Raw genomic sequence first — 20,390 nt, forward strand, 5'->3', positions numbered from 1 at the left:
TGCGCGCTGGTCGGCATCTCGTAGACTGGCGGCATGAACGAACCCCTGAATCGCGACGGCTGGCTCGATGCGCTACGCGAAACCATCCCTGAGATCACGCCTACCCTGGCGCTGACCACGCAGGCACAAGGCGGACTGCTGATCGATGTGCGTGAGGATGCGGAGCGTGCCTCGGGCATGCCCGCCAACGCGCTGGGCCTGTCGCGCGGGTTTCTCGAGCTGCGCATCGAACAGGCCGAGCCCGATCGCGACCGGGCGATCGCCTTGATCTGCGGCAGCGGTCAGCGCTCGCTGTTGGCCGCCGAATCGCTGCGGCGCATGGGCTATCGGCGAGTGAGCTCGGTGGCCGGCGGCTTTGGCCGCTGGAAAAGCGAGGGCTTGCCGATTTCCCGCAGTGGTCTCGACGTGGATGCGAGCGAACGGTATGCCCGCCAGCTGCGTCTGGCCCAAGTCGGCGAGGCCGGACAGGCGAAGCTGCAAAACGCCAAAGTGGTGCTGCTGGGCGCAGGCGGCCTGGGTTCGCCGGCAGCGCTGTACCTGGCCGCGGCCGGCGTCGGTCAGCTGACTCTGATCGACGACGACGTGGTCGAACGGTCCAACCTGCATCGCCAGATCATCCATGCCGATGCGCGCGTCGGCATGAAAAAAACCGAGTCGGCGCGCATGGCGCTGCAGGCGCTCAATCCGCGCGTGCGTATCGTGACGCATGAGGAGCGCCTGCAGGCGGACAACGTCGAGCGTCTGCTGGCCGGCCACGATGTGCTGATCGACGGTGCGGACAATTTCGCTGCGCGCTATCTGCTGACCGCCGCGTCCTTGCGGGTCAAGTTGCCGATGGTCTATGGCGCCGTTGAGCGGTTCAGCGGGCAGGTGAGCGTGTTCGATCCGCGTCGAGATGATTCGCCCTGCTACCGCTGCCTGTTTCCCGAACCGCTGTCCGTTGCCGACGCACCCAATTGCAGCGAGGCCGGGGTACTCGGCGTGCTGCCGGGAATGATCGGGCTGCTGCAGGCGACCGAGGCGCTGAAGCTGATCCTCGGTATCGGCGACTCACTGGTCGGACGTCTGCTCTGCTTCGATGCGCTGGATATGCGCTTCAGCGAGCTGCAGCTTGCGCGCGATCCGCGCTGTCCCGGCTGCGGCGCCGATGCCTCGTTCAGCGGCTACGAGGATATCGCGCGACAGTGTGCCGCCGGAGGCTGAGCGCGGTATTCATTCCATGTGCGTGTCGGTATAACCGCTGCGTGGACTGCGCTCGAGTTCGCATGAACAAGCGTAGGTTGGCGGTGAGCGCAGCGAACCCCAACATCGAACAACCCGGTATGTTGGGGTTCGCTGCGCTCACCGCCAACCTACGTATTCGCCCTTGCGCCCCATGACACGGCGCGCGTTGCTTCGATCGGTTTGTAAGCGCGTCGTCCAGCCGGGATAATGGAGGACTTTAAGCCCGGGCATTTCCATGAGCGCACGCATTCTTGACGGTAAACTTATCGCGCAGGAACTGCTGGAGCGCGTCGGAAGGCGCGTCACCGAACGCCTGGCTGAGGGGCTTTCTGCGCCTGGCCTTGCCGTTATTCTGATCGGCGACAACGCGGCGTCCTCGGTCTACGTGCGCAACAAGCGCAAGGCCTGTCATCAGGTCGGTTTTCGGTCGTTCGATCACGATCTGCCGGCCGATACGAGTCAGGAGGAGGTCTTCGCGCTGATCGATAACCTCAATGCCGATCCAGATGTGCACGGCATTCTGGTGCAGTCGCCGCTGCCCGAACATATCGATGAGGATGCGCTGGTCGATCGCATCGACCCGGCCAAGGACGTGGACGGTTTCCAGGCCATCAACGTGGGCCGCTTGGCGCTTCGCCGTTTCGGCTTGCGGCCGTGCACGCCGCGCGGTGTGATGACGCTGCTTGGCCATACCGACCGGCCCGTGCGCGGCCAGCACGCTGTGGTCGTGGGGGTGTCGAATCATGTCGGTCGCCCGCTGGTGCTGGAGCTGATGATCGCCGGATGTACCACGACGTCCTGTCATCGCTTCACCCGTGACCTGGAAAGCTTTGTGCGCCAGGCCGATATTCTGATCGTGGCGGTCGGCAAGCCGGGGCTGGTCAAGGGCGAATGGATCAAGCCTGGCGCCGTGGTGATCGATGTCGGCATCAACCGTCTGGAGGACGGCCGGCTGGTGGGCGACGTGGATTTTCAGGCGGCCGCCGAAAACGCCAGCTGGATCACTCCCGTGCCGGGCGGCGTGGGTCCGATGACCGTCGCCACGCTGATCCAGAACACCCTGGAAGCCGCCGAGGCGCACGCTTCCTACGGAGTCGATTGCAACTAAGTACGGCAATGTTCAGTCGCTGATCTGGCGAGCATCACGATGACCCGCGTATAATTCCCTCTTTGCAGCGGGACTTTCGCATGCGCATCCTCGCCGAGGCACTGACCTACGACGACGTTTACCTGGTTCCCGGCCACTCCATCGTGCTGCCGCGTGACGTAGACACCTCCGCCCGTTTCACCCGCAACCTGCGGCTCAACATTCCCATCGTCTCCGCCGCGATGGACACGGTGACCGAAGCGGGACTGGCCATCACCATGGCCCAATGCGGCGGTATCGGCATCATCCACAAGAATCTGACGCCGGAACAGCAGGCGGCCGAAGTGCGACTGGTGAAGAAGTTCGAGGCCGGCGTGATCCGCCGCCCGATCACCGTCACGCCCGATACCTCGATCAGCGAAGTGCTGCGACTGACCCGAGCGCACAACATCTCCGGCGTCCCGGTGGTGGACGGTTCGAAGCTGGTCGGCATCGTCACCAGCCGCGACCTGCGCTTCGAGCGCAAGCACGACGATCCGGTACGCAACATCATGACCCGCCAGGAAAAGCTGGTGACCGTGCGTGAGGGCGCCAGCCAGGACGACGTGCTGCTGCTGCTGCACAAGCACCGCATCGAGAAAGTGCTGGTGGTCAACGACGACTTCCAACTGCGCGGCCTGATCACCGTGAAGGACATCCAGAAGGCGCGAGACAATCCACATGCCGCGAAGGATCAGCAGGAAGCTTTGCTGGTTGGTGCCGCTGTCGGCGTCGGTGGCGATACCGAGCGACGCGTCGCCGCGCTGGTTGAAGCCGGTGTAGACGTTTTGGTTGTCGACACCGCGCACGGCCATTCGCAGGGCGTGATCGAGCGCGCCGGCTGGGTCAAGAAGCACTACCCGCAGGTGCAGGTGGTCGCCGGCAATATCGTCACAGGTGACGCAGCGCGTGCGCTGCTCGACGTCGGCGTGGATGCCGTCAAGGTCGGCGTGGGTCCGGGTTCGATCTGCACCACGCGCGTGGTGGCCGGCGTGGGCGTGCCGCAGATAACCGCCATCGACATGGTGGCCAACGCGTTGAAGGACGAGATTCCGCTGATTGCCGACGGCGGCATCCGCTACTCCGGCGACATCCCCAAGGCGCTTGCCGCCGGTGCGTCGACCGTGATGCTGGGCTCGATGTTTGCCGGCACCGAGGAATCGCCCGGCGAAGTCGAGCTGTTCCAGGGCCGTTCGTACAAGAGCTATCGCGGCATGGGCTCGATCGGCGCGATGCAGCTCGGCTCAAAGGATCGCTATTTTCAGGACGAAGCGGACGCCGACAAATTGGTGCCCGAGGGCATCGAAGGCCGCGTGCCGTACCGTGGGCCGCTGCGCAACATCATCCACCAGCTGATTGGTGGACTGCGCGCCTCGATGGGTTACCTCGGCGCGGCCAATATCGAAGACGTGCGTCACAAGGCGCAGTTCGTCAAAGTCACCTCGGCCGGCGTCACCGAAGCGCACCCGCACGATATTCAGATCACCAAGGAAGCGCCGAATTATCGGCTGAATTCCTGAGGTATTAAGAGCAGGAACGGGGAACAGGGAATGGGGAACTGGTATTTCCCGCTCTGTTCTTCTCCGGCTCTGAGTGATTTGTCAGGAAGTCCGGAATGCATGCCGCATTTTCGTTCCCCGTTCCCCGTTCCCCGTTCCCCGTTCCCGCTTTTTTCTGCCCCGGCCCCCATGACCAACATCCATAGCGACAAGATCCTCATTCTCGATTTTGGCGCGCAGTACACGCAGCTGATCGCGCGCCGCATTCGCGAAATCGGTGTGTACTGCGAAATCTGGGCCTGGGATCACGATCCGGAGGAGATCGCCGCGTTCGGGGCGAAGGGCATCATTTTTTCCGGTGGCCCGGAGTCCACCACGCTGGCCGATGCGCCGAAGGCGCCGCAGCAGGCGTTCGATTCGGGTCTGCCGATACTCGGAATCTGTTACGGCATGCAGACGATGGCCGCACAGCTGGGCGGTGCGACCGAGGCAGCCGACGCCCGTGAATTCGGCAGCGCCGAAGTCGACATCGTTGCGGATAGCCGTCTATTCAAAAATCTCACCGATCACCCCAGCAGTCATCGCCTCGACGTGTGGATGAGCCACGGAGACCACGTGGCCAAGGCGCCGCCGGGTTTCGTTATCACCGGCACCACGGACCGCATTCCGGTCGCGGTGATGGAGAACGAAGACAAGCGCTGGTACGGCGTGCAGTTCCATCCCGAGGTCACCCACACCAAGCAGGGTGGCGCGCTGCTGAAGCGCTTCATCACCGAGATCTGCGGCTGCCAAACGCTGTGGACCGCGGCCAACATCATCGACGATCAGATTGCCCGCGTGCGCGACCAGGTCGGTGACGACCATGTACTGCTGGGGCTTTCCGGCGGCGTGGATTCCTCGGTCGTCGCGGCGCTGTTGCATCGGGCCATCGGCGACAAGCTCACCTGCGTGTTTGTCGATACCGGCCTACTACGCTGGAAGGAAGGCGACCAGGTGATGGCGACCATGGCCGAGCATATGGGCGTCAAGGTGATCCGCGTCGATGCGCAAAACCGTTACTTCGATGCGCTCGCCGGGGTGAGCGATCCGGAAGCCAAACGTAAAATCATCGGCGGCCTGTTCATCGAGATTTTCGACGAGGAATCGTCCAAGCTCACCGCCGACGGCGCGGGCGCGGTGAAGTGGCTGGCGCAGGGCACGATTTACCCCGATGTGATCGAGTCCGCCGGCAGCAAGACCGGCAAGGCGCACGTGATCAAGAGCCACCACAACGTCGGCGGCCTGCCGGCACACATGAAGCTCAAGCTGGTCGAGCCGCTGCGCGAGCTGTTCAAGGACGAGGTGCGCCGCATCGGCGTGGAGCTGGGGCTGCCGCGCGAAATGGTCTATCGCCATCCGTTCCCCGGTCCCGGCCTGGGCGTGCGCATTCTCGGTGAGGTGAAGCGCGAGTACGCCGATCTGCTGGCGCAGGCCGACGCGATCTTTATCGACGAACTGCGCAAGGCCGACCTGTACGACAAGACCAGCCAGGCGTTTGCCGTGTTTCTGCCGGTGAAGTCGGTCGGCGTGGTCGGCGACGCGCGCGCCTACGAATGGGTCATTGCGCTGCGTGCGGTGGAAACCATCGACTTCATGACCGCGCACTGGGCGCATCTGCCGTACGAGTTTCTGGGCCGCGTCTCCAATCGCATCATCAATGAGCTGCGCGGCGTGTCCCGCGTCGTCTACGACATCAGCGGCAAGCCACCCGCAACCATTGAGTGGGAATAAACGTTGCGGTGGAGTGATGGTTTAGCGGCATTCCGACGTGCCACCCAGTACGTCGCTCCCTCTGATCCGTAACGCTCGGCATGCTGCTGTCCGCGGCTCAATACGAAGGTATCGCCTGGCAGCAGATGGCGCGTTTCGCCGTCGCAGGTGAGCCATATCTCGCCCTTGGTCACTACGGCATCCGCGTCATAGGGATGGGCGTGAGAAGCAATCACGCTATCGGGGGCCCACTCGCGCACCAGCGCTTCGTCGAAGCCCGAGGCGAGCGCTTCTTCTTTGAATGCCGAGAATGAATCGGCTTTCTTGATCATTGTTGACTCCCGAACTTGTCCAGAATATTAGGACGAGGGTGCACCGGCCTGACGACGCGGATCGGCTTTGGCGAACGCATCAAGCGCCTCACAGGCGGCCATGATGCGATTGACCTTGGGGATGTCGGCGACTTCGATCTTGAAAACGCGCATCACCACGATGATGCTGGCCAGACAGATGTCGGCCTGAGTAGGCGTATCGCCGTGGCAGAAGGTACCGGTTTCCTTTTCGCTCGACAGGCGCTTTTCCAGCGCCTGCAGGCCGGTGGTGAACCAGTGGATCTGCCAGGCTCGCCAGGCGGCATCGTCGAAGTGGCCAGCGCCAGTGAGATATTTTTTGATGCGCGGCGTGATCAGCGGATGGGTGTCGGCCGCCAGCATGGCAGCCAGCGATCGCACGCGAGCGCGCGCATGCGTGCCCACGGGCAGGAGCGGAGGCGTTGGGTAGGTTTCATCGATGAATTCGAGTATCGCCAGTGATTGGGTTAGCGGCAACGACGATGATCCCTCATCGTGGTCCAGCACCGCAGGAATCGCGCCCATCGGATTGACCTTCAAAAAGTCTTCGCTGCGCTGTTCGCCTGCATCGATATCGACGTTGTGCTCGTGGGGCGAAACGCCCTTGATATTGAAGGCCACGCGGACGCGATACGTTGCCGAAGTGCGCCAGAAAGAGAAGAGTTCGAAACGGGCAGCGTCAGTCATGGTGACTCCTTTGACTACGGTAGTGACGGTAAACTGGTGACGGACTTGAAGCACTATTTCCGTCAGGATCCTTGCATCTCTCAATGAACGATAACGTGATTGCAGCAGAATCCGACTCGCCCTTCAGCGGCACCGATGTGGCGCATATGCGTCGCGCGCTGCAGCTGGCGGAGCACGCGCGCGATGCCGAAAACGAGGTGCCGGTCGGCGCCGTTCTGGTGCTTGACGGCGATATCATGGGGCTGGGCTGGAATCGCAACATCACCTTGCACGATCCCACGGCGCACGCGGAAATTCAGGCACTGCGTGCCGCCGGCGAAAAGCTGGCCAACCATCGCCTGTCGGGCGCCACGCTGTACGTGACGCTGGAGCCTTGCTCGATGTGCGCCATGGCGATGATCCATGCGCGGGTAGGGCGCGTGGTTTACGGCGCGGCGGATCCCAAGACGGGTGCCGCCGGCAGCGTGTTCGATACGCTGGTGTCGGAGAAACACAATCATCGCGTCGATGTCAGCGGCGGTCTGTTGGCGGAGGAATCGGCCACGCTGCTGCGCCAGTTTTTTCGGGCGCGTCGTTAGGTTTGAACCCAAAGCCTCGGCTTAGAGAAACGACAGCGCCTGCGCGCAGGACGCATCGACCTTTAGCGTGAGCAGTGGATCGGCCCTGGTACGCCCCTGGTTGACGGCGGCGATCGGTTTGCCGGCCTTTGCCGCGGCGTGCGCGAAACGGTAGCCCGAATACACCATCAGCGATGAGCCGACGACCAGCATGGCGTCTGCGGCGTCCAATGCCTGCATCGCCACGTCGACGCGATCGCGCGGCACGTTTTCGCCGAAGAACACGACGTCCGGTTTCAGCATGCCGCCGCAATGCAGGCAGTCCGGCACGTTGAAACCGGAGAAATCCTGCACCAGGACATCGGCATCGCCGTCGGGCGCATCCCACGCTTCGACGTCCGCCCAGTCGGGATTGAGCCGCAGCAGTTCGGCCTGGAACTCGCCGCCACGCGGCTCGCGCCGTTCGCAGGCGAGGCAGCGGATCACGTCCATCCGCCCGTGCAGGTCGATGACCTTGCGGCTGCCGGCAGCCTGATGCAGGCGATCGACGTTCTGCGTCAGCAGCAAGCTGAGCTTGCCGAGATTCTCCAGCGATGCGAGCGCGCGATGCGTATCGTTCGGCTGTGCGGTACCAAAGCGACGCCAGCCGACCAGATTGCGTGCCCAATACCGCTGCCGCGTGGCATGGCTGCCGACAAACGCCTGGTAGGTTACCGGCGGCGTGCGCTTCCATTCGCCGTTGGCGTCCCGATAGTCCGGGATGCCCGATTCAGTACTGCAACCGGCGCCCGTCAGCACGAACAGGCGTTCGTGCCTGCCGACGAAGTCGGCCAGTGGCGTGTTGACGGGTAGGTTGTTCTGCGATGAAGCCGTGCTGGGCAATGCGCTACTCCGATGATATGGACAGCCAAATCGGTACAGCGAAAAAAAACGCCTCTGCGATTCAATGACTGCCCGCGTCGCTGGCGCCCGCTTCAGGCCACTGCTGCGGCACCTTGCGGATGTCGGCAACCTTGTAGCCCATCGCGGTGACGCGGGCGACCATGGCATCGTAGTCGGCCTGCGGAATGGTCGGCGTGCGCGCCATGATCCACACATAGTCGCGCTTGTCGCGCGCGATAATGGTCTCGCTGTAATTGTCATTGAGATACGCAATGATGTATTGCGCCTTGATCGGCCAGACAATCTGCACGCCCCACACGGCGTTGTTGGTGTTGGGCTTGACGAAGCCGGTCGACTTGATCGTCTTGATCGGATTGGTGAACGCGCTGTTGCGATAACGGAATACCGTATCGATGTGGCCGTTCGGGGCCAGCGTGTAGGTTTCGACGGCGTTGTAGGCCTTTTTCTCCAGCGTCGAAGGGATTGACGCGATCACGTACCACGGCCCCATGAAACGCTGGAGTTCAACCTTCTCGACCGGTTTGATCGGTGCCATGTCGGCAGCGATCGCCGTGATGGACGTCAGCGCGAGCGCGCCGCTAAGCAAAAGTGTGCTGGAAAAACGCATAAAGTAGTACTCCGCAGTGGGTTTGGCAGCGGCGATCCGAAGTGGACCGCGCGCGATTCAGGGGCGAACGAACCGATAGTGGGCGACCAGCCATTCCTGGCCGTTGTCGTAACCGAACAGTTCGGCGCATGACATCCAGAACATTCGCCAGCGCTGAAACCACAGGGCGGCTGCCTTGGCGCCGTAGGCCTCGGTCAGCGTGGCCATCACCGACTCCTTGCGCGCATCCTGATTGGCCAGCCAGTGGTTGGCGGTGCGCTGGTAGTGCGTACCGTCGACGTGCCAGCGCTGCTCGATTTTCAGATCGCGCTGGAACCACAGCAGGGTATCCGACGCCGGCATCAGGCCACCGGTAAAGAAGTGGCGGCCCATCCAGTTATCGTCGCCCTCGGTCTCGAACGGGTACATCAGGGTCTTGTGCGCAAAGATATGCACGAACAGCTTGCCGCCGGGCTTGAGCCAGCTCGCCACGCGACCGAGTAGGGTTTCATAGTTGCGCATGTGTTCGAACATTTCGATCGAGACACAGCGATCAAACTGCGAGGGCTCCAACGCCAGTTGGTTCACGTCCTGCGTGATCACCCGCACGTTGGACAGGCCGCGCTTGGCGCACTGCGCTTCGATGTGCTTGCGCTGCGGATTGGAATTGGAGACTGCGGTGATCCGAGCGTTAGGATACTTTTCGGCCATCCAAAGCGTCAGCGAGCCCCAGCCGCAGCCGAGCTCCAGAATCGTCTGGCCATCGGCCAGTTCGCCTCGCTGACCGTAAAGCGTCAGCATGGCGTCTTCGGCCTGCTCCAGCGTTTCATCGCCACGCGGGTAGTAGCAGCCGGAGTATTTCAGGCGCTTGCCGAGGCACTGTTCGAAGAACGCCGGCGGCAGCTCGTAATGCTGCGCGTTGGCGGCATCGGTATGGATCGCCACCGGGCTCTGGCGCAGCATGTCGATGCGCTCGGCGTAGCGAGCAGCCTGCGCATCGAGTCCACCGGCCAGCTCCTCGCGCAACCGCTGCGCGCACATGCGGCGGATGCCCTGGCGCAGCAGCGCATCGGGAAGATGGCCGCGTTCGGCCAGGCCCAACAGTCCGGGGGCAGGCTTTTCCTGCGGCAGTTCGGCGGCGGCGGATTGACTCATCGTTCGGTCCTCTTGGGAAACCAGGGAAACAGCATGGGCGTGGTGCGCTGGTACTCGCGGTAATCCGCACCGCGACTGCGCAGGGCGTGCGTCTCGGTGTACGGAATACCGCTGACCCAGCGCAGAAAGACGTACATCACCAGCGGCCCCGACCACGCCAGCCAAAAGCGGGGTGAACCCACGGCCAGGCAAACGTAGGCAAACCAGTGTATCCATTCGAAGAAATAATTCGGGTGGCGCGAGTAACGCCATAGCCCAGCACGGCAGGTGCGGCCGCGGTTCGCTTCATCGCTGCGAAACTTGGCAAGCTGCGCGTCGGCAACCGCCTCACCGATCACGCTGATCAGCCACACAATAAGGCCCGCCCCGATCCAGCCGCCGAAGGTTTCCGGATTGTGCGCCACCGACAGAAACGGCAGCGAAAACAGCACGATCAGAAACGCCTGAAACTGGAAGAACAGAAAAAAGTAGAACTGATTGCCTTTCCAGTGTTCGCGCAGGTGACGGTAGCGGCCATCTTCCGGCTCGCCGCTGACGCGCTTCCACAAATGGGCAGCCAAACGCATGCCCCACAAGCCGCCCAGCACGGCCATGATGATGCGCGGCCATGCGGCGCCGTCGCCCAGCATCGCGAACAGCACGGCGCTGCCGCCCACGCCGCACGACCACAGCACATCGACAATGCCGGCGTTCGAACGGGGACGCTGCCACATCCACCCCAGCGTCATCATCAGTGCGGCCAGTATCCAAAGGCACAGCAGCTGGATCCAGGGACTCATGACACATGCCCATGAAGCTGTGCGGTCGACGTCGATTCGACGGCGGGCGTGCGACCGGACAGCCACGCCAGAATCGGCGTGGCGATCGCCCAGCCGACGCCCAGAAAAAACAGCCCGTGCCAGCTCGGTTCGATAAACGTCACCACGTGAAATCCGCTGCTGGCGCTGATGTAGGCCACCGGGCCGCCGATGGCGCCGAAAAGCACGGCGACCCACAGACGCTTGCGCAGATAAGCCAGCGAGATGGTGAAGGTGAGCGAAAACGTCGCCCACAGTGAAACGATCCACAGCGGCGCGAACGAGGGTGATGGCCACGGCGCGCCGTAGTGCGCCAGGCCGCTGTACGCCAGGCCGCCGTCGACCATGCAGCCCATCACGATGGCAGCGGCCATCAGGGAAAGATGGGTTTTCACGTGGCCGGTGAGGCTTATATGGATGGATGCATAAATCAGCATGCCGACCAGTCCGGGCCACGGCAGCCCGTGCTCCGCCCCGATCACCGCGGCGAACCAGACCATCTGGTAACCGATCAGGCAGGCCCAGAATTTCATGCGTGTGCCTTGGGGCTCTCATCCAGTGATGGCAGCAGGGAAGGGCGACGGTTATCCGGCTTGGCCAGCAGCAGATGCGAGACGCCGATCGAGCGCTCGCGGAAGCCGCCTTCGCAGTAGGCGAGATAAAACTCCCACATGCGAATAAAGCGATCGTCGAAACCCTGCGCGCGAACCTGGGCAAGTTGCGCCAGAAAGCGGTGGCGCCAGGCCTCCAAAGTGCGCGCGTAGGAAAGTCCAAAATCTTCCATCTGCACCAGCGCCAGATCGGTGGTGCGCGTCTTGGCGTCGAGCATCGCGCTGATCGACGGAATGAAGCTGCCGGGAAACACGTGGCGCTTGATGAAATCCACTTCGTTGACCGCCTTGGCGTAGCGGTGATCTTCGATGGTGATGGCCTGCAGCAGCGCCAGGCCGTCGGGTTTCAGCAGCGAGCCGAGCTTGGCGAAATAGGTATCGATGTACTGCGCGCCGATCGCTTCGACCATCTCGATCGAAACGAGCTTGTCGTAGGTGCCGGTGAGGTCGCGATAATCCTCCAGCAGCAGCGTCACATGCGCGCTCATGCCGGCGGCTTCGATACGCGCTTTTGCCAGATCGTGCTGCTCTCTGGAAATCGTCGTGGTGGTGACGTGGCAGCCATAGTGCCGCGCGGCGTACAGCGCAAAGCCGCCCCAGCCTGTGCCGATCTCGATCACGCGATCGGTCGGCCGAAGGTCGAGCTTGCGGCAGATGCGTTCCAGCTTGCGCTGCGACGCCGCTTCCAGCGTGTCGTCGGCACCGTCCCAGATCGCCGAGGAGTACATCAGGTCCGGCGAGAGAAACAGCTCGAAGAAATCGTTACCCAGGTCGTAATGCGCGGCAATATTGCGGCGGCTGCCGCTGCGCGTATTGCGTTGCAGGGCATGCCAAGCGCGCATGGCCATGCCGCCCAGGCGCGCCATGCCGGTTTCCATGCCGTCGAGCAGATCGCGGTTGCGTACCAGCAGCTGGATCAGCCCGACGAGGTTGTCGCAGCACCACAGGCCGTCCATATAGGCCTCTCCGGCGCCAACGCTGCCGTTGGCCGCCACCGCGCGATAGAAACCGGTGTCCAGCACGTCAAGATGCACCACCAGATCGGTCGGCTCGTGCGCAGGCGTACCCAGTTCCACCTTGCCCAAGGCGTCGGTGAGAACCAGACGTCCGCGCTTGAGGCCGGCCATCTGCGCGAGCAGACGCTGGCGCAGAAAACGCGCGCCGGCCGATACGGTCGACGCATCGGTTCGCGCGGCGACAGTGGAAGGGACGACAGTGGATTTGGCGACAGCGTTCATGCAAACCTCAAAGCGATTGCGGGTGGTCGTAGACGGGATTGCGTTTCAGCCACAGGCGAAGCGCCTGCCAGTGGATGGCGCCGACGACTCGTGCAGTCATCAGCGGGTAGCGCCACAGCACGCGGGCGAGCGATGAGCCGTTCAAGGGTTGCCGATGCAGGGTCAAGGTGGCGTCGAACTCGCGCACGCCCTCGCGCAGCACGTCCATGTGCACGCGCAGATCGTCGCCCGGCGTGGTGAAGCGCCAGGCGTAGTCGCGTGTCATCGGCATGAAGGGCGATACGTGAAAAACCTTGGGGAACATCCAGCCCAGCGCGCGACCGTGCGCCTGCGCGCTATCGATCGGCAGCACATACGCGTGCCGCTCGCGCCAGGGCATATTGGTGATCTCGGCGACGATGCACACCAGGGTCACACCGTCCTCGGCGTAGCAGTAATAAAAACTCACCGGGTTGAACGTGTAGCCGAAGTAGCGCAGATGCGTCAGCAGACGAATCGGACCGGTCGGACGTTCGCCGGTGGCCTGCTCCACGCGCTGGCGCACGGCGTCGGATAAAGACAGTTCGGTGGGGCCGAGATAATCCTGGCGGCGAAACTGCGCCACGTTGGATTTTTCGTTCGACCACAGCCAACGCTGCTCAAAAACGCGATCGACCTCGTCCAGGTCCAGATACAGCTGCGCGATCCTGTAGTCGAAGCTGTGCGGGTGCGGCGCCATCCGACGATGACGTACCAGGCCTTCGTAAATAGCGCTGGCGAACGGCACGGTTTCCTGCAAACGCACGCTGGCAGGCTTGGCCGTCACGCAGGCAGCGCCTCTTCGCGCGGTTCGGTCGTGTGACGCGAATGCGTCGTCGTATCGGACCAGCGCACGCCGAATGACTCGGCAACGTCGACCGCGCTTCGCATGCCGTCTTCATGAAAACCCCAACCCCAGTAGGCGCCGGCGAACCAGGTGCGCCGCTGGCCCTGGATCTCGGGCTTTCGCTTTTGGGCGGCGACGGACGCGGTGCTGTAAACCGGATGGTCGTAGCTCATACGCCGCAGCACCATGTCGGGATCGATGGCATGCGTTCGGTTCAAGGTCACGATGAACGGTTCGGGCGAGTCGATTCCCTGCAGCAGGTTCATGCAATAGCTGACTGTGCATGCTTCGGACGGATCGCGTGGCAGCCACGCGTTCCACGCCGCCCAAGCCTTGCGCCGGACCGGCAAGATGCTGGCGTCGGTATGCAGCACGGTGTCGTTGGTCTGGTACGGCATGGCGCCGAGGATCGACTGTTCGCGCTCGTCGGCGTCGGCAAGCATCGCCAAGGCCTGGTCGCTGTGGCAGGCCAGCACCACCTGATCAAAGTCTTCGACGCCTGCGGCGCTTTCCAGTTCGACGCCGTTGGCGTGACGCGTGATCGAATGCACCGGACATTTCAGCCGCTCGTGCACGGACCACACGGCACGCAGCGCCTTGACGTAGGTCGACGAGCCACCTTTGACCACGCGCCACTGCGGACGATCGCTGACCTGCAGCATTTGATGATTGGCCATGAACTGCACGAGATAGCGGGCGGGGAAACCCAGGATCTGCGTCGGCGGCGAGGACCACAGTGCAGACGCCATCGGCACCAGATGTTCGTCGCGGAAGGCGTCGCCGTAGCGGTTCTGCTCAAGATAATCGCCGAGCGTCGTGGTGTTGTCCTGCTGCAAGAGCAAGGCAGGCGCCTCGCGGTAAAAACGCATCAGGTCGCGCACCATGCCGATAAAGCGCGGCGATACGATGTTCTTGCGCTGGCAGAACAGCGTATCCAGCGTGGCGGCGTTGTACTCCAGACCGGTCGCCTCGTTATGCAGCGAAAAACTCATCGTGGTCGGCTGCGACGCCACGCCGAGCTCATTGAAAAGTCGCGTCAACAACGGGTAGTGCAACGGGTTGTGCACGATGAAGCCGGTATCGACCCGGTATTCCCGCCCGTGCAGGGTGATGTCGTGCGTATGCGTATGCCCGCCCAGATAGTCGCCCGCCTCGAACAGCGTGACGTCATGCTTGCGCGACAGCAGCCACGCCGAGGCCAGCCCGGCGATGCCCGATCCCACCACGGCGATACGCATGGTCTAGCTCCGCGCCTTGGCGTGGACCCACTCCGGCACCGACTTCAGTCCATGCACCAGCCCCAGCGCCGACATCAGCTTCAGGCCGTACCACGTGATATCGACTTCCCACCAGCAGAAGCCCTGACGGCTGGAGCCGGGGAAATAGTGATGATTGTTGTGCCAGCCTTCGCCGAAGGTGATAAGGGCTAACCACAGATTATTGCGGCTGCTGTCCTTGGTCTCGAAGCGACGCGAGCCGAAGCGGTGTGCCAGTGAGTTGATCGTGACCGTGGCGTGGAACAGAACCACCGTGGAAATGAAGAAACCCCAGATCAGCATCTGGCCGCCGCTGGTGCCCAGCTGCGGCGCCACGTGATGCAGCAACACGCCGAAAAAATACATCGCTACCGCCAGCAGCACCGGCACGAGTGTGTCGTACCGATCGAGCACGCGCAGCTCGGGAAACTTGGCCAGATCCGGCACGCGCGAAATATCGGTCTGGAAGTTGCGCGGGGTGAGAAACCAGCCCACGTGGCTCCAGATGAAACCGTAGACGGTCGGCGAATGCGGATCGAGCTCGGTGTCGGCATTGCGATGGTGATTGCGATGATGCGCCGCCCACCACAGCGGCCCGCGCTGCACGCACGAGGCGCCGATCAGCGCGAAGATGAACTGCACGGCCCGCGACGTGCGGAACGTGCGATGCGAAAAATAGCGGTGGTAGAACCCGGTGATCGCAAACATGCGCACTGCGTAGAGCGCTGCCGCCACGATCAGTGCGATGGGCGAAACGCCGACACAGATCACCGCGATGCAGGCCAGATGCATCGCGATGAACGGGGTGGCGCGCAGCCAGTCGATGCGGTCCGCGCGCTCGTCATCCACATCCACTACCGCGGAGGTATCGAACCATGCGCGCAGCTTGCGAACGACCCAGGAGCGCTTTTCCGCCAGCATCGGCGCGGCCAGCGGTTCGGCGTCCGCGCCATCGGAGCAGGGCATCGAAACGGATTTGGAAAATGCCATGAAATTCTGCCTGTCTAACCTATGGCTGTACATACGAACCGGCATGCCGCCCGGATGCATCGCAACGCTGCGCAATCGCTGTCGTGTTGCCCCTGACGGCTGGTGTTTACCGCGCCCCGGCGCGCGTAAATACGTGGGATACCGTCGTTCGAACTGAGACTACATCGTCGCGGGTTACGCGCGAAACATCAGCGATCTTTGCCGGCCTTATAGGCGGCCAGCGCGTCCTCGCGTGATTTGGCCAAATCCACCATCGGCGGTGGATAGCCGCTGCGCTTCAAGCGCTCTGGATCTTTCCACGGCTCGTGCAGCAAATCGCGCGGAAAATCCGCCAGTTCCGGCAGCCAGCGCTTCAAATAGACGCCTTCGGGATCGAATTTTTTCGACTGCGTCACCGGATTGAATACGCGGAAATACGGTGCGGCGTCGGCGCCGCAGCCGGCCACCCATTGCCAGCCCAGCGTGTTGCTGGCCAGGTCGGCATCCACCAGGGTGTCCCAGAACCAGCGCTCGCCCTCATGCCAGTGCTGGCGCAGGTTCTTGGTCAGGAAACTGGCCACGATCATGCGCACGCGGTTGTGCATCCAGCCGGTGTGCCAAAGCTCGCGCATGCCTGCGTCGACCAGCGGAATGCCGGTACGCCCCTGCTGCCAGCGTTTGAGCAGGGTCTTATCCGGCGGGTTCCAGCGAAAGTTTTTAAAGCGCGGGTTGAAGTTTTCGGTGGGCGTCTTGGGAAAGTGGTAAAGCAGGTGGTACGCAAACTCCCGCCACCCCAGCTCACGCAGGTAAGGCTCGATATCCGGGCGCTTCTTGGCATCCGTGCGCTTGACGTGTTCGGCAAGCGCAAAGTGGATCTGCCGCGGAGAAATTTCGCCAAAATGCAGATGCGGTGAAAGCCGGGAGGTGCCGTGCCGAGCGGGCAGGTCGCGCGCATGCGCGTAGTCGGCCACCGCATCGTCGCAAAACAGGTCCAGCATCTGCGCCGCGCCCTGCTCGCCGGGCTGCCAGTGTTCGGCGAACCCAGAGTCCCAAGGAATCGTCGGCAGAAGCTTTAATTCCGCAAGATCAAGGCCGCCGGCTAGCGTCTTCCAGCCTCGCATGGCGGGTTCGGGCAACGGTTCGGCCGGGCTGATCTGCGTGCGCAGATTGCGCCAGTACGGCGTGAATACCCGATACGGATCCCCTTGCTGGGTGGCGATCTGCCATGGTTCCAGCCACAGCGAGGCGTTATGGCTGTGCACGTCCACGCCCTGTTCCCGCAGCGCCGACTTGATCTGGGTATCGCGCGCGATGGTCGCCGGTTCGTACAGGCGATTCCAGTACACCGCCTCGGCGCCGCTTTGCTTGATCAGGGCCTGCAGGCAGGCCAGGCTGTCGCCTTGGCCGATATGCAGCCCTGCATGATGACTGTGCAGCCGCTTCTGCAGGGACGCCAGCGAATGGTGCAGCCACCATCGGCTGGCCGCGCCGATGGCCCATGCGCCGTCTTCATCCGGCGCATGGATATACACCGGCAGCACGTGTTCGTGCGCCGCGCATGCCGCGGCGAGTGCGGGATTGTCCTGCAAACGCAGATCGCGGCGGAAAAGAACCAGGGCCGTGCTCATGCGCCGCTCATCTGCAACAGGCAACCCGCGAAATCAGACGGACTTGCGGGTGGCAGCCACGTTCAGCGCCGCCACGCGCACGACGTGATCATGCGTTTCCGGCGAGCCACTGATGGCGCCCTTGGCAATCACCGCGCCGGTCGGTTGACCGGTCGGCGAGCCGCCCACCGGTTCCACCGACACAGCTAGCGCTGCGGTCGGTCCGAGCTTTGCCAGCAAAGACGGTTCAAGCGCGATGGTGGTTGGCGCGTCGCGCCTGATCATGGCGACGGAAATCGGCTTGCCGCCTGCGGGAATCAGCCACAGCTCCGGCGCTTTGCCGCTGGGAAGTGCGGACGGTGCAGCGGGCACGACGATCATGCGCGCACGATCCAGATCCATGGTGGCCGTCCAGCCCGTGACGCCGCTGTCCTGCTGGATGGTCGAGACCATGTAACCAGCCGACGCTTTCGGCGGCGCGGTTTCGGCCGTTGCCGGCACGTTCTCCCGATGCGGGGTGACGACAACCGCGAGCAGGGCGACCGCCACGGCGGTGGCGCCGATACCGAGCCAGTGCCACAGCGCCAGATTGTTCCAGAGACTTTTGCTTTCGGCGCGGGGGGCAGCAGGGGTTGGCGCATCCAGCTGCAGGTCGTCACGAATTCTGGCCCAGACGTACGGAGCCGGCGCGACGCCAGCAATCTGCTCGCTGAGCGGCATCAGGCGGCGCTGCCATAGGGCGACGGCGGCAGCCGCCTCGTCCGTGGTCTGGACTTCCTGGGCGATCGCCGCGCGCGCGTCGGCGTCGAGCACGCCCAGCACGTACTCGGCGTAGCGCAAGTTGTCGTTACCCTCATCGGCTGGCGTATTCATTGTTCCAGGCATACCCGTAGTTGCATCAAGCTGCGACGGATCCAGCTCTTCATGGTTCCGAGCGGCACCTTGGAGCGCGTCGCCAGTTCGTTATACGTAGCGCCAGTGAAAAAAGCTTCACGCACCGAGTCGCGCTGCTGCGGCTCGAGCGCGTCCAGACACTTCTGCAGCCGGCCATATTCCTGGCTCGTTTCCGCGTCGACCGCCGGCGTGGGCTGATCGTCCACCGCCTGCTCCAGCTTGGAAGGGTCGTCCACCAGCTCCTCGCGATGCTGACGCAGCCGATCGATCGCCTTGTTGCGCGAGAGCGTGATAAGCCACGTAATGGCGCTGGCCTTGGCCGCATCGAAACCGGCCGCGCGGCGCCACACCGTGGTGTAGGTTTCCTGCAGCACTTCCTCCGCCTCGCTGCGGTCGCGCAGCATGCGCAGACACACGCCGAAAAGCTTGGACGACGTGCGCTTGTATAACTCGGCAAAAGCTTTCTGGTCGTTGCGTCCGGTTTGTATCAGCAGTCGATTTAGCTCTTCACGTTCAGCGGGGCTGGTGACGCTCATGGTTAAACGATCCTGTGTTCATAAAGAATCCGGCGCTGCGACGGGCAAATCCCGAGCACTGCAGGCAAAGCCAGCAGCACTCCGCGTAGCATGAAGCGGCCATGCCGGGCTTGCAAGCCTGCGCGACGATCGAGTCGTGCACTGCGTCGATTGAACACGCCAGTGCGGGCAGGTCAGCGGACCCGCAAGCCGCCTTTTGCGACGGCTTCTCGCTAGACTTGCCGTCTGACCGCCTGTCGAGCCGCCCGGGGACACGCCATGACCGACCGCCATGTTTGAGCTCAAAGGCATGCTGTCGCTGCACGCCGGCGATCGGACGCTGGGCGGACTCAACCGCATAGAGCTGCTCGAGAAAATCGCTGAAACCGGATCGATAACCTCTGCCGCCCGCGCCGTAGGCATGAGCTATAAAGGCGCCTGGGACGCGATCGACGCGATGAACAACCTGTCCGACGAGCCGCTGGTGGTGCGCGTGGTCGGCGGCAAGCGTGGCGGCGGCTCCGAGCTGACCGCGCGCGCGCAGCGGCTGATCGACGTCTTTCGGGCCATGGAGCGTGAGCATCAACGGTTCATGCAACAGCTCGGCACGTTCAGCGACGTGTCGATTCGCGATGTCGAATTGATGAGGCGATTCATGATCAAGACCAGCGCCCGCAATCAGCTTTCCGGCACCGTGGTATCGGTGCAGAAGGGCGCCGTCAACGACACCATCGAACTGGAGATCCGGGGCGGGCAGCGCATCGTTGCCACGGTCACCAGCGACAGTACCGAAAACCTGGGCCTCGCGCCTGGCAAAGCCGCGGTGGCGCTGATCAAGGCCTCGTCGGTGCTGGTGGGCATTCCCGGCAAGGCGATGAAATTGTCGGCGCGCAACCAGCTGGCCGGCACGGTGAATCAGATCACGCATGGTGCGGTCAATGCCGAGGTGGCGATTGAGCTCGCCGGCGGCGGTGTCGTCGTGGCGATCGTCACCAACGGCAGCGTCGAGTCGCTCGGGCTGGTCGACGGGCTGGCAGCGGTCGCCATCATCAAGGCGTCCAGCGTGATTCTCGGCACGACGGACTAGCTATCCGTTAGCTATCCGTTGCGGCGTCAGCTCTGCCGGCAGCCACAGAATCGCTGAAAATACGGCCGTCGCGAATCTCCAGCACGTGTTCGCCGAGCACTTCGACGTCGGCCGGATCGTGCGTGATGATCAGCATCTGCAGGTCAAGCCGCGATTGCAGCGCCGCCAGCTCGTTGCGCATGCGCACGCGCAGCGGCGGATCCAGCGCCGAGAACGGCTCGTCGAGCAGCAGAATGTCGGGTGCGGCGGCGAGCGCGCGTGCCAGCGCGACGCGCTGCTTCTGGCCGCCGGAAATCTGCGACGGGTAATGTGCCGCCACGGCGCCCAGCTCGAAGACATCGATCCAGCGCGCGGCCGCTTCCGGCATCGACGAACGGCGCGGATTGAGAATCCCGCTGCGCATGCCGAATGCCACGTTTTGCGCCACGGTCAAATGGGGAAACAGCGCGTAGTCCTGGAATAGATAGCCGACCTTGCGCACCTGCGGCGCCAGATTTACGCCCACCGCCGAATCGAACAGCACGTGCCGGTTGACCACGATACGGCCTCCGTCCGGCGTCAGCAGGCCGGCGATGGCACGCAGCGTCATGCTCTTGCCCGAGCCGGAAGGGCCGTACAGAACCACGCGCCGACTGCTCGAACGAAACGCGACGTCCAGCGCGAAACGTCGCTCGGTATCGGCCAGTAAACGATGAAAAGATATCTCGACGGTCAT

21 protein-coding genes are annotated in these 20,390 nt (G+C 63.2%); 6 read left to right on the forward strand and 15 right to left on the reverse strand.

Translation table 11 applies throughout. From position 1 onward, the window contains the following. Window positions 1-33: 33 nt before the first annotated feature. From moeB to guaA, 4 genes are all read left to right on the forward strand, one after another. Window positions 34-1,203: a molybdopterin-synthase adenylyltransferase MoeB gene (gene moeB, locus ACDK93_RS10240; RefSeq protein WP_458068403.1), complete on the forward strand. Its 1,170-nt coding sequence runs from the start codon at window positions 34-36 to the stop codon at window positions 1,201-1,203. Window positions 1,204-1,459: 256 nt separating this feature from the next. Beyond that, window positions 1,460-2,332 (forward strand): bifunctional methylenetetrahydrofolate dehydrogenase/methenyltetrahydrofolate cyclohydrolase FolD, encoded by an 873-nt coding sequence (gene folD / locus ACDK93_RS10245; protein WP_458068404.1) that lies wholly within the window; start codon window positions 1,460-1,462, stop codon window positions 2,330-2,332. An 80-nt stretch (window positions 2,333-2,412) separates the two neighbouring features. Then, window positions 2,413-3,870, forward strand: a complete 1,458-nt coding sequence (guaB, locus tag ACDK93_RS10250; protein WP_458068405.1) for an IMP dehydrogenase — start codon at window positions 2,413-2,415, stop codon at window positions 3,868-3,870. Between the two features lie 168 nt (window positions 3,871-4,038). Continuing rightward, the gene (gene guaA / locus ACDK93_RS10255) at window positions 4,039-5,619 is read left to right on the forward strand and encodes a glutamine-hydrolyzing GMP synthase (protein WP_458068407.1); all 1,581 of its coding nucleotides are present in this window, start codon (window positions 4,039-4,041) and stop codon (window positions 5,617-5,619) included. Here the strand turns inward: guaA and ACDK93_RS10260 are convergent. Both ACDK93_RS10260 and maiA read right to left on the reverse strand, forming a co-directional pair. Beyond that, a complete protein-coding gene (locus tag ACDK93_RS10260; RefSeq protein ID WP_458068408.1) occupies window positions 5,574-5,930 on the reverse strand; it encodes a cupin domain-containing protein in 357 nt (118 codons plus the stop codon). The genes guaA and ACDK93_RS10260 overlap by 46 nt on opposite strands. Before the next feature lie 27 nt (window positions 5,931-5,957). Beyond that, window positions 5,958-6,635, reverse strand: a complete 678-nt coding sequence (maiA, locus tag ACDK93_RS10265) for a maleylacetoacetate isomerase (protein ID WP_458068409.1) — start codon at window positions 6,633-6,635, stop codon at window positions 5,958-5,960. 83 nt (window positions 6,636-6,718) lie between these two features. On the opposite strand from maiA, the gene tadA reads away from it, so the two are divergent. Then, window positions 6,719-7,213 carry a tRNA adenosine(34) deaminase TadA gene (gene tadA, locus ACDK93_RS10270; RefSeq protein ID WP_458068410.1) on the forward strand — a complete coding sequence of 165 codons (495 nt, stop codon included), beginning with the start codon at window positions 6,719-6,721 and terminating at the stop codon, window positions 7,211-7,213. Between the two features lie 21 nt (window positions 7,214-7,234). Here the strand turns inward: tadA and ACDK93_RS10275 are convergent, their stop codons facing one another. From ACDK93_RS10275 to ACDK93_RS10330, 12 genes are all read right to left on the reverse strand, one after another. Then, entirely contained in the window at window positions 7,235-8,074 is an 840-nt protein-coding gene (locus ACDK93_RS10275; protein WP_458068412.1) for an NAD-dependent protein deacetylase, read from the reverse strand. Window positions 8,075-8,135: 61 nt separating this feature from the next. Continuing rightward, window positions 8,136-8,702, reverse strand: coding sequence for a lipocalin family protein (locus ACDK93_RS10280; protein WP_458068414.1), 567 nt, complete (start codon window positions 8,700-8,702; stop codon window positions 8,136-8,138). A gap of 57 nt (window positions 8,703-8,759) precedes the next feature. Further along, window positions 8,760-9,836 (reverse strand): SAM-dependent methyltransferase, encoded by a 1,077-nt coding sequence (locus tag ACDK93_RS10285; protein WP_458068416.1) that lies wholly within the window; start codon window positions 9,834-9,836, stop codon window positions 8,760-8,762. Beyond that, complete coding sequence (locus tag ACDK93_RS10290; protein ID WP_458068418.1) at window positions 9,833-10,615, reverse strand: DUF1295 domain-containing protein; 783 nt, start codon at window positions 10,613-10,615, stop codon at window positions 9,833-9,835. Before ACDK93_RS10290 ends, ACDK93_RS10285 begins: the two co-directional genes overlap by 4 nt. Further along, window positions 10,612-11,166, reverse strand: coding sequence for a DUF2878 domain-containing protein (locus tag ACDK93_RS10295; protein ID WP_458068419.1), 555 nt, complete (start codon window positions 11,164-11,166; stop codon window positions 10,612-10,614). The genes ACDK93_RS10290 and ACDK93_RS10295 overlap by 4 nt, the downstream gene beginning before the upstream one ends. After that, on the reverse strand, window positions 11,163-12,482 hold the full coding sequence (locus tag ACDK93_RS10300; protein WP_458068420.1) for a class I SAM-dependent methyltransferase: 1,320 nt from the start codon (window positions 12,480-12,482) through the stop codon (window positions 11,163-11,165). The genes ACDK93_RS10295 and ACDK93_RS10300 overlap by 4 nt, the downstream gene beginning before the upstream one ends. A 7-nt stretch (window positions 12,483-12,489) precedes the next feature. Beyond that, on the reverse strand, window positions 12,490-13,287 hold the full coding sequence (locus ACDK93_RS10305; RefSeq protein ID WP_458068422.1) for a DUF1365 domain-containing protein: 798 nt from the start codon (window positions 13,285-13,287) through the stop codon (window positions 12,490-12,492). After that, window positions 13,284-14,585 carry an NAD(P)/FAD-dependent oxidoreductase gene (locus ACDK93_RS10310; RefSeq protein WP_458068423.1) on the reverse strand — a complete coding sequence of 434 codons (1,302 nt, stop codon included), beginning with the start codon at window positions 14,583-14,585 and terminating at the stop codon, window positions 13,284-13,286. Before ACDK93_RS10310 ends, ACDK93_RS10305 begins: the two co-directional genes overlap by 4 nt. 3 nt (window positions 14,586-14,588) lie before the next feature. Further along, a complete protein-coding gene (locus tag ACDK93_RS10315) occupies window positions 14,589-15,524 on the reverse strand; it encodes an acyl-CoA desaturase (RefSeq protein WP_458072421.1) in 936 nt (311 codons plus the stop codon). 257 nt (window positions 15,525-15,781) lie between these two features. Further along, complete coding sequence (locus ACDK93_RS10320) at window positions 15,782-17,200, reverse strand: cryptochrome/photolyase family protein (RefSeq protein WP_458068425.1); 1,419 nt, start codon at window positions 17,198-17,200, stop codon at window positions 15,782-15,784. Between the two features lie 33 nt (window positions 17,201-17,233). Further along, the gene (locus ACDK93_RS10325; RefSeq protein ID WP_458068427.1) at window positions 17,234-18,052 is read right to left on the reverse strand and encodes an anti-sigma factor; all 819 of its coding nucleotides are present in this window, start codon (window positions 18,050-18,052) and stop codon (window positions 17,234-17,236) included. Then, complete coding sequence (locus tag ACDK93_RS10330) at window positions 18,049-18,609, reverse strand: sigma-70 family RNA polymerase sigma factor (protein WP_458068428.1); 561 nt, start codon at window positions 18,607-18,609, stop codon at window positions 18,049-18,051. Before ACDK93_RS10330 ends, ACDK93_RS10325 begins: the two co-directional genes overlap by 4 nt. Before the next feature lie 271 nt (window positions 18,610-18,880). Between ACDK93_RS10330 and ACDK93_RS10335 the strand changes: the two genes are divergently transcribed. Beyond that, on the forward strand, window positions 18,881-19,675 hold the full coding sequence (locus ACDK93_RS10335; protein WP_458068429.1) for a TOBE domain-containing protein: 795 nt from the start codon (window positions 18,881-18,883) through the stop codon (window positions 19,673-19,675). A 7-nt stretch (window positions 19,676-19,682) separates the two neighbouring features. Here the strand turns inward: ACDK93_RS10335 and ACDK93_RS10340 are convergent, their stop codons facing one another. Beyond that, entirely contained in the window at window positions 19,683-20,390 is a 708-nt protein-coding gene (locus ACDK93_RS10340) for an ATP-binding cassette domain-containing protein (protein ID WP_458068431.1), read from the reverse strand.

The organism is Rhodanobacter sp. BL-MT-08 (assembly GCF_054161255.1).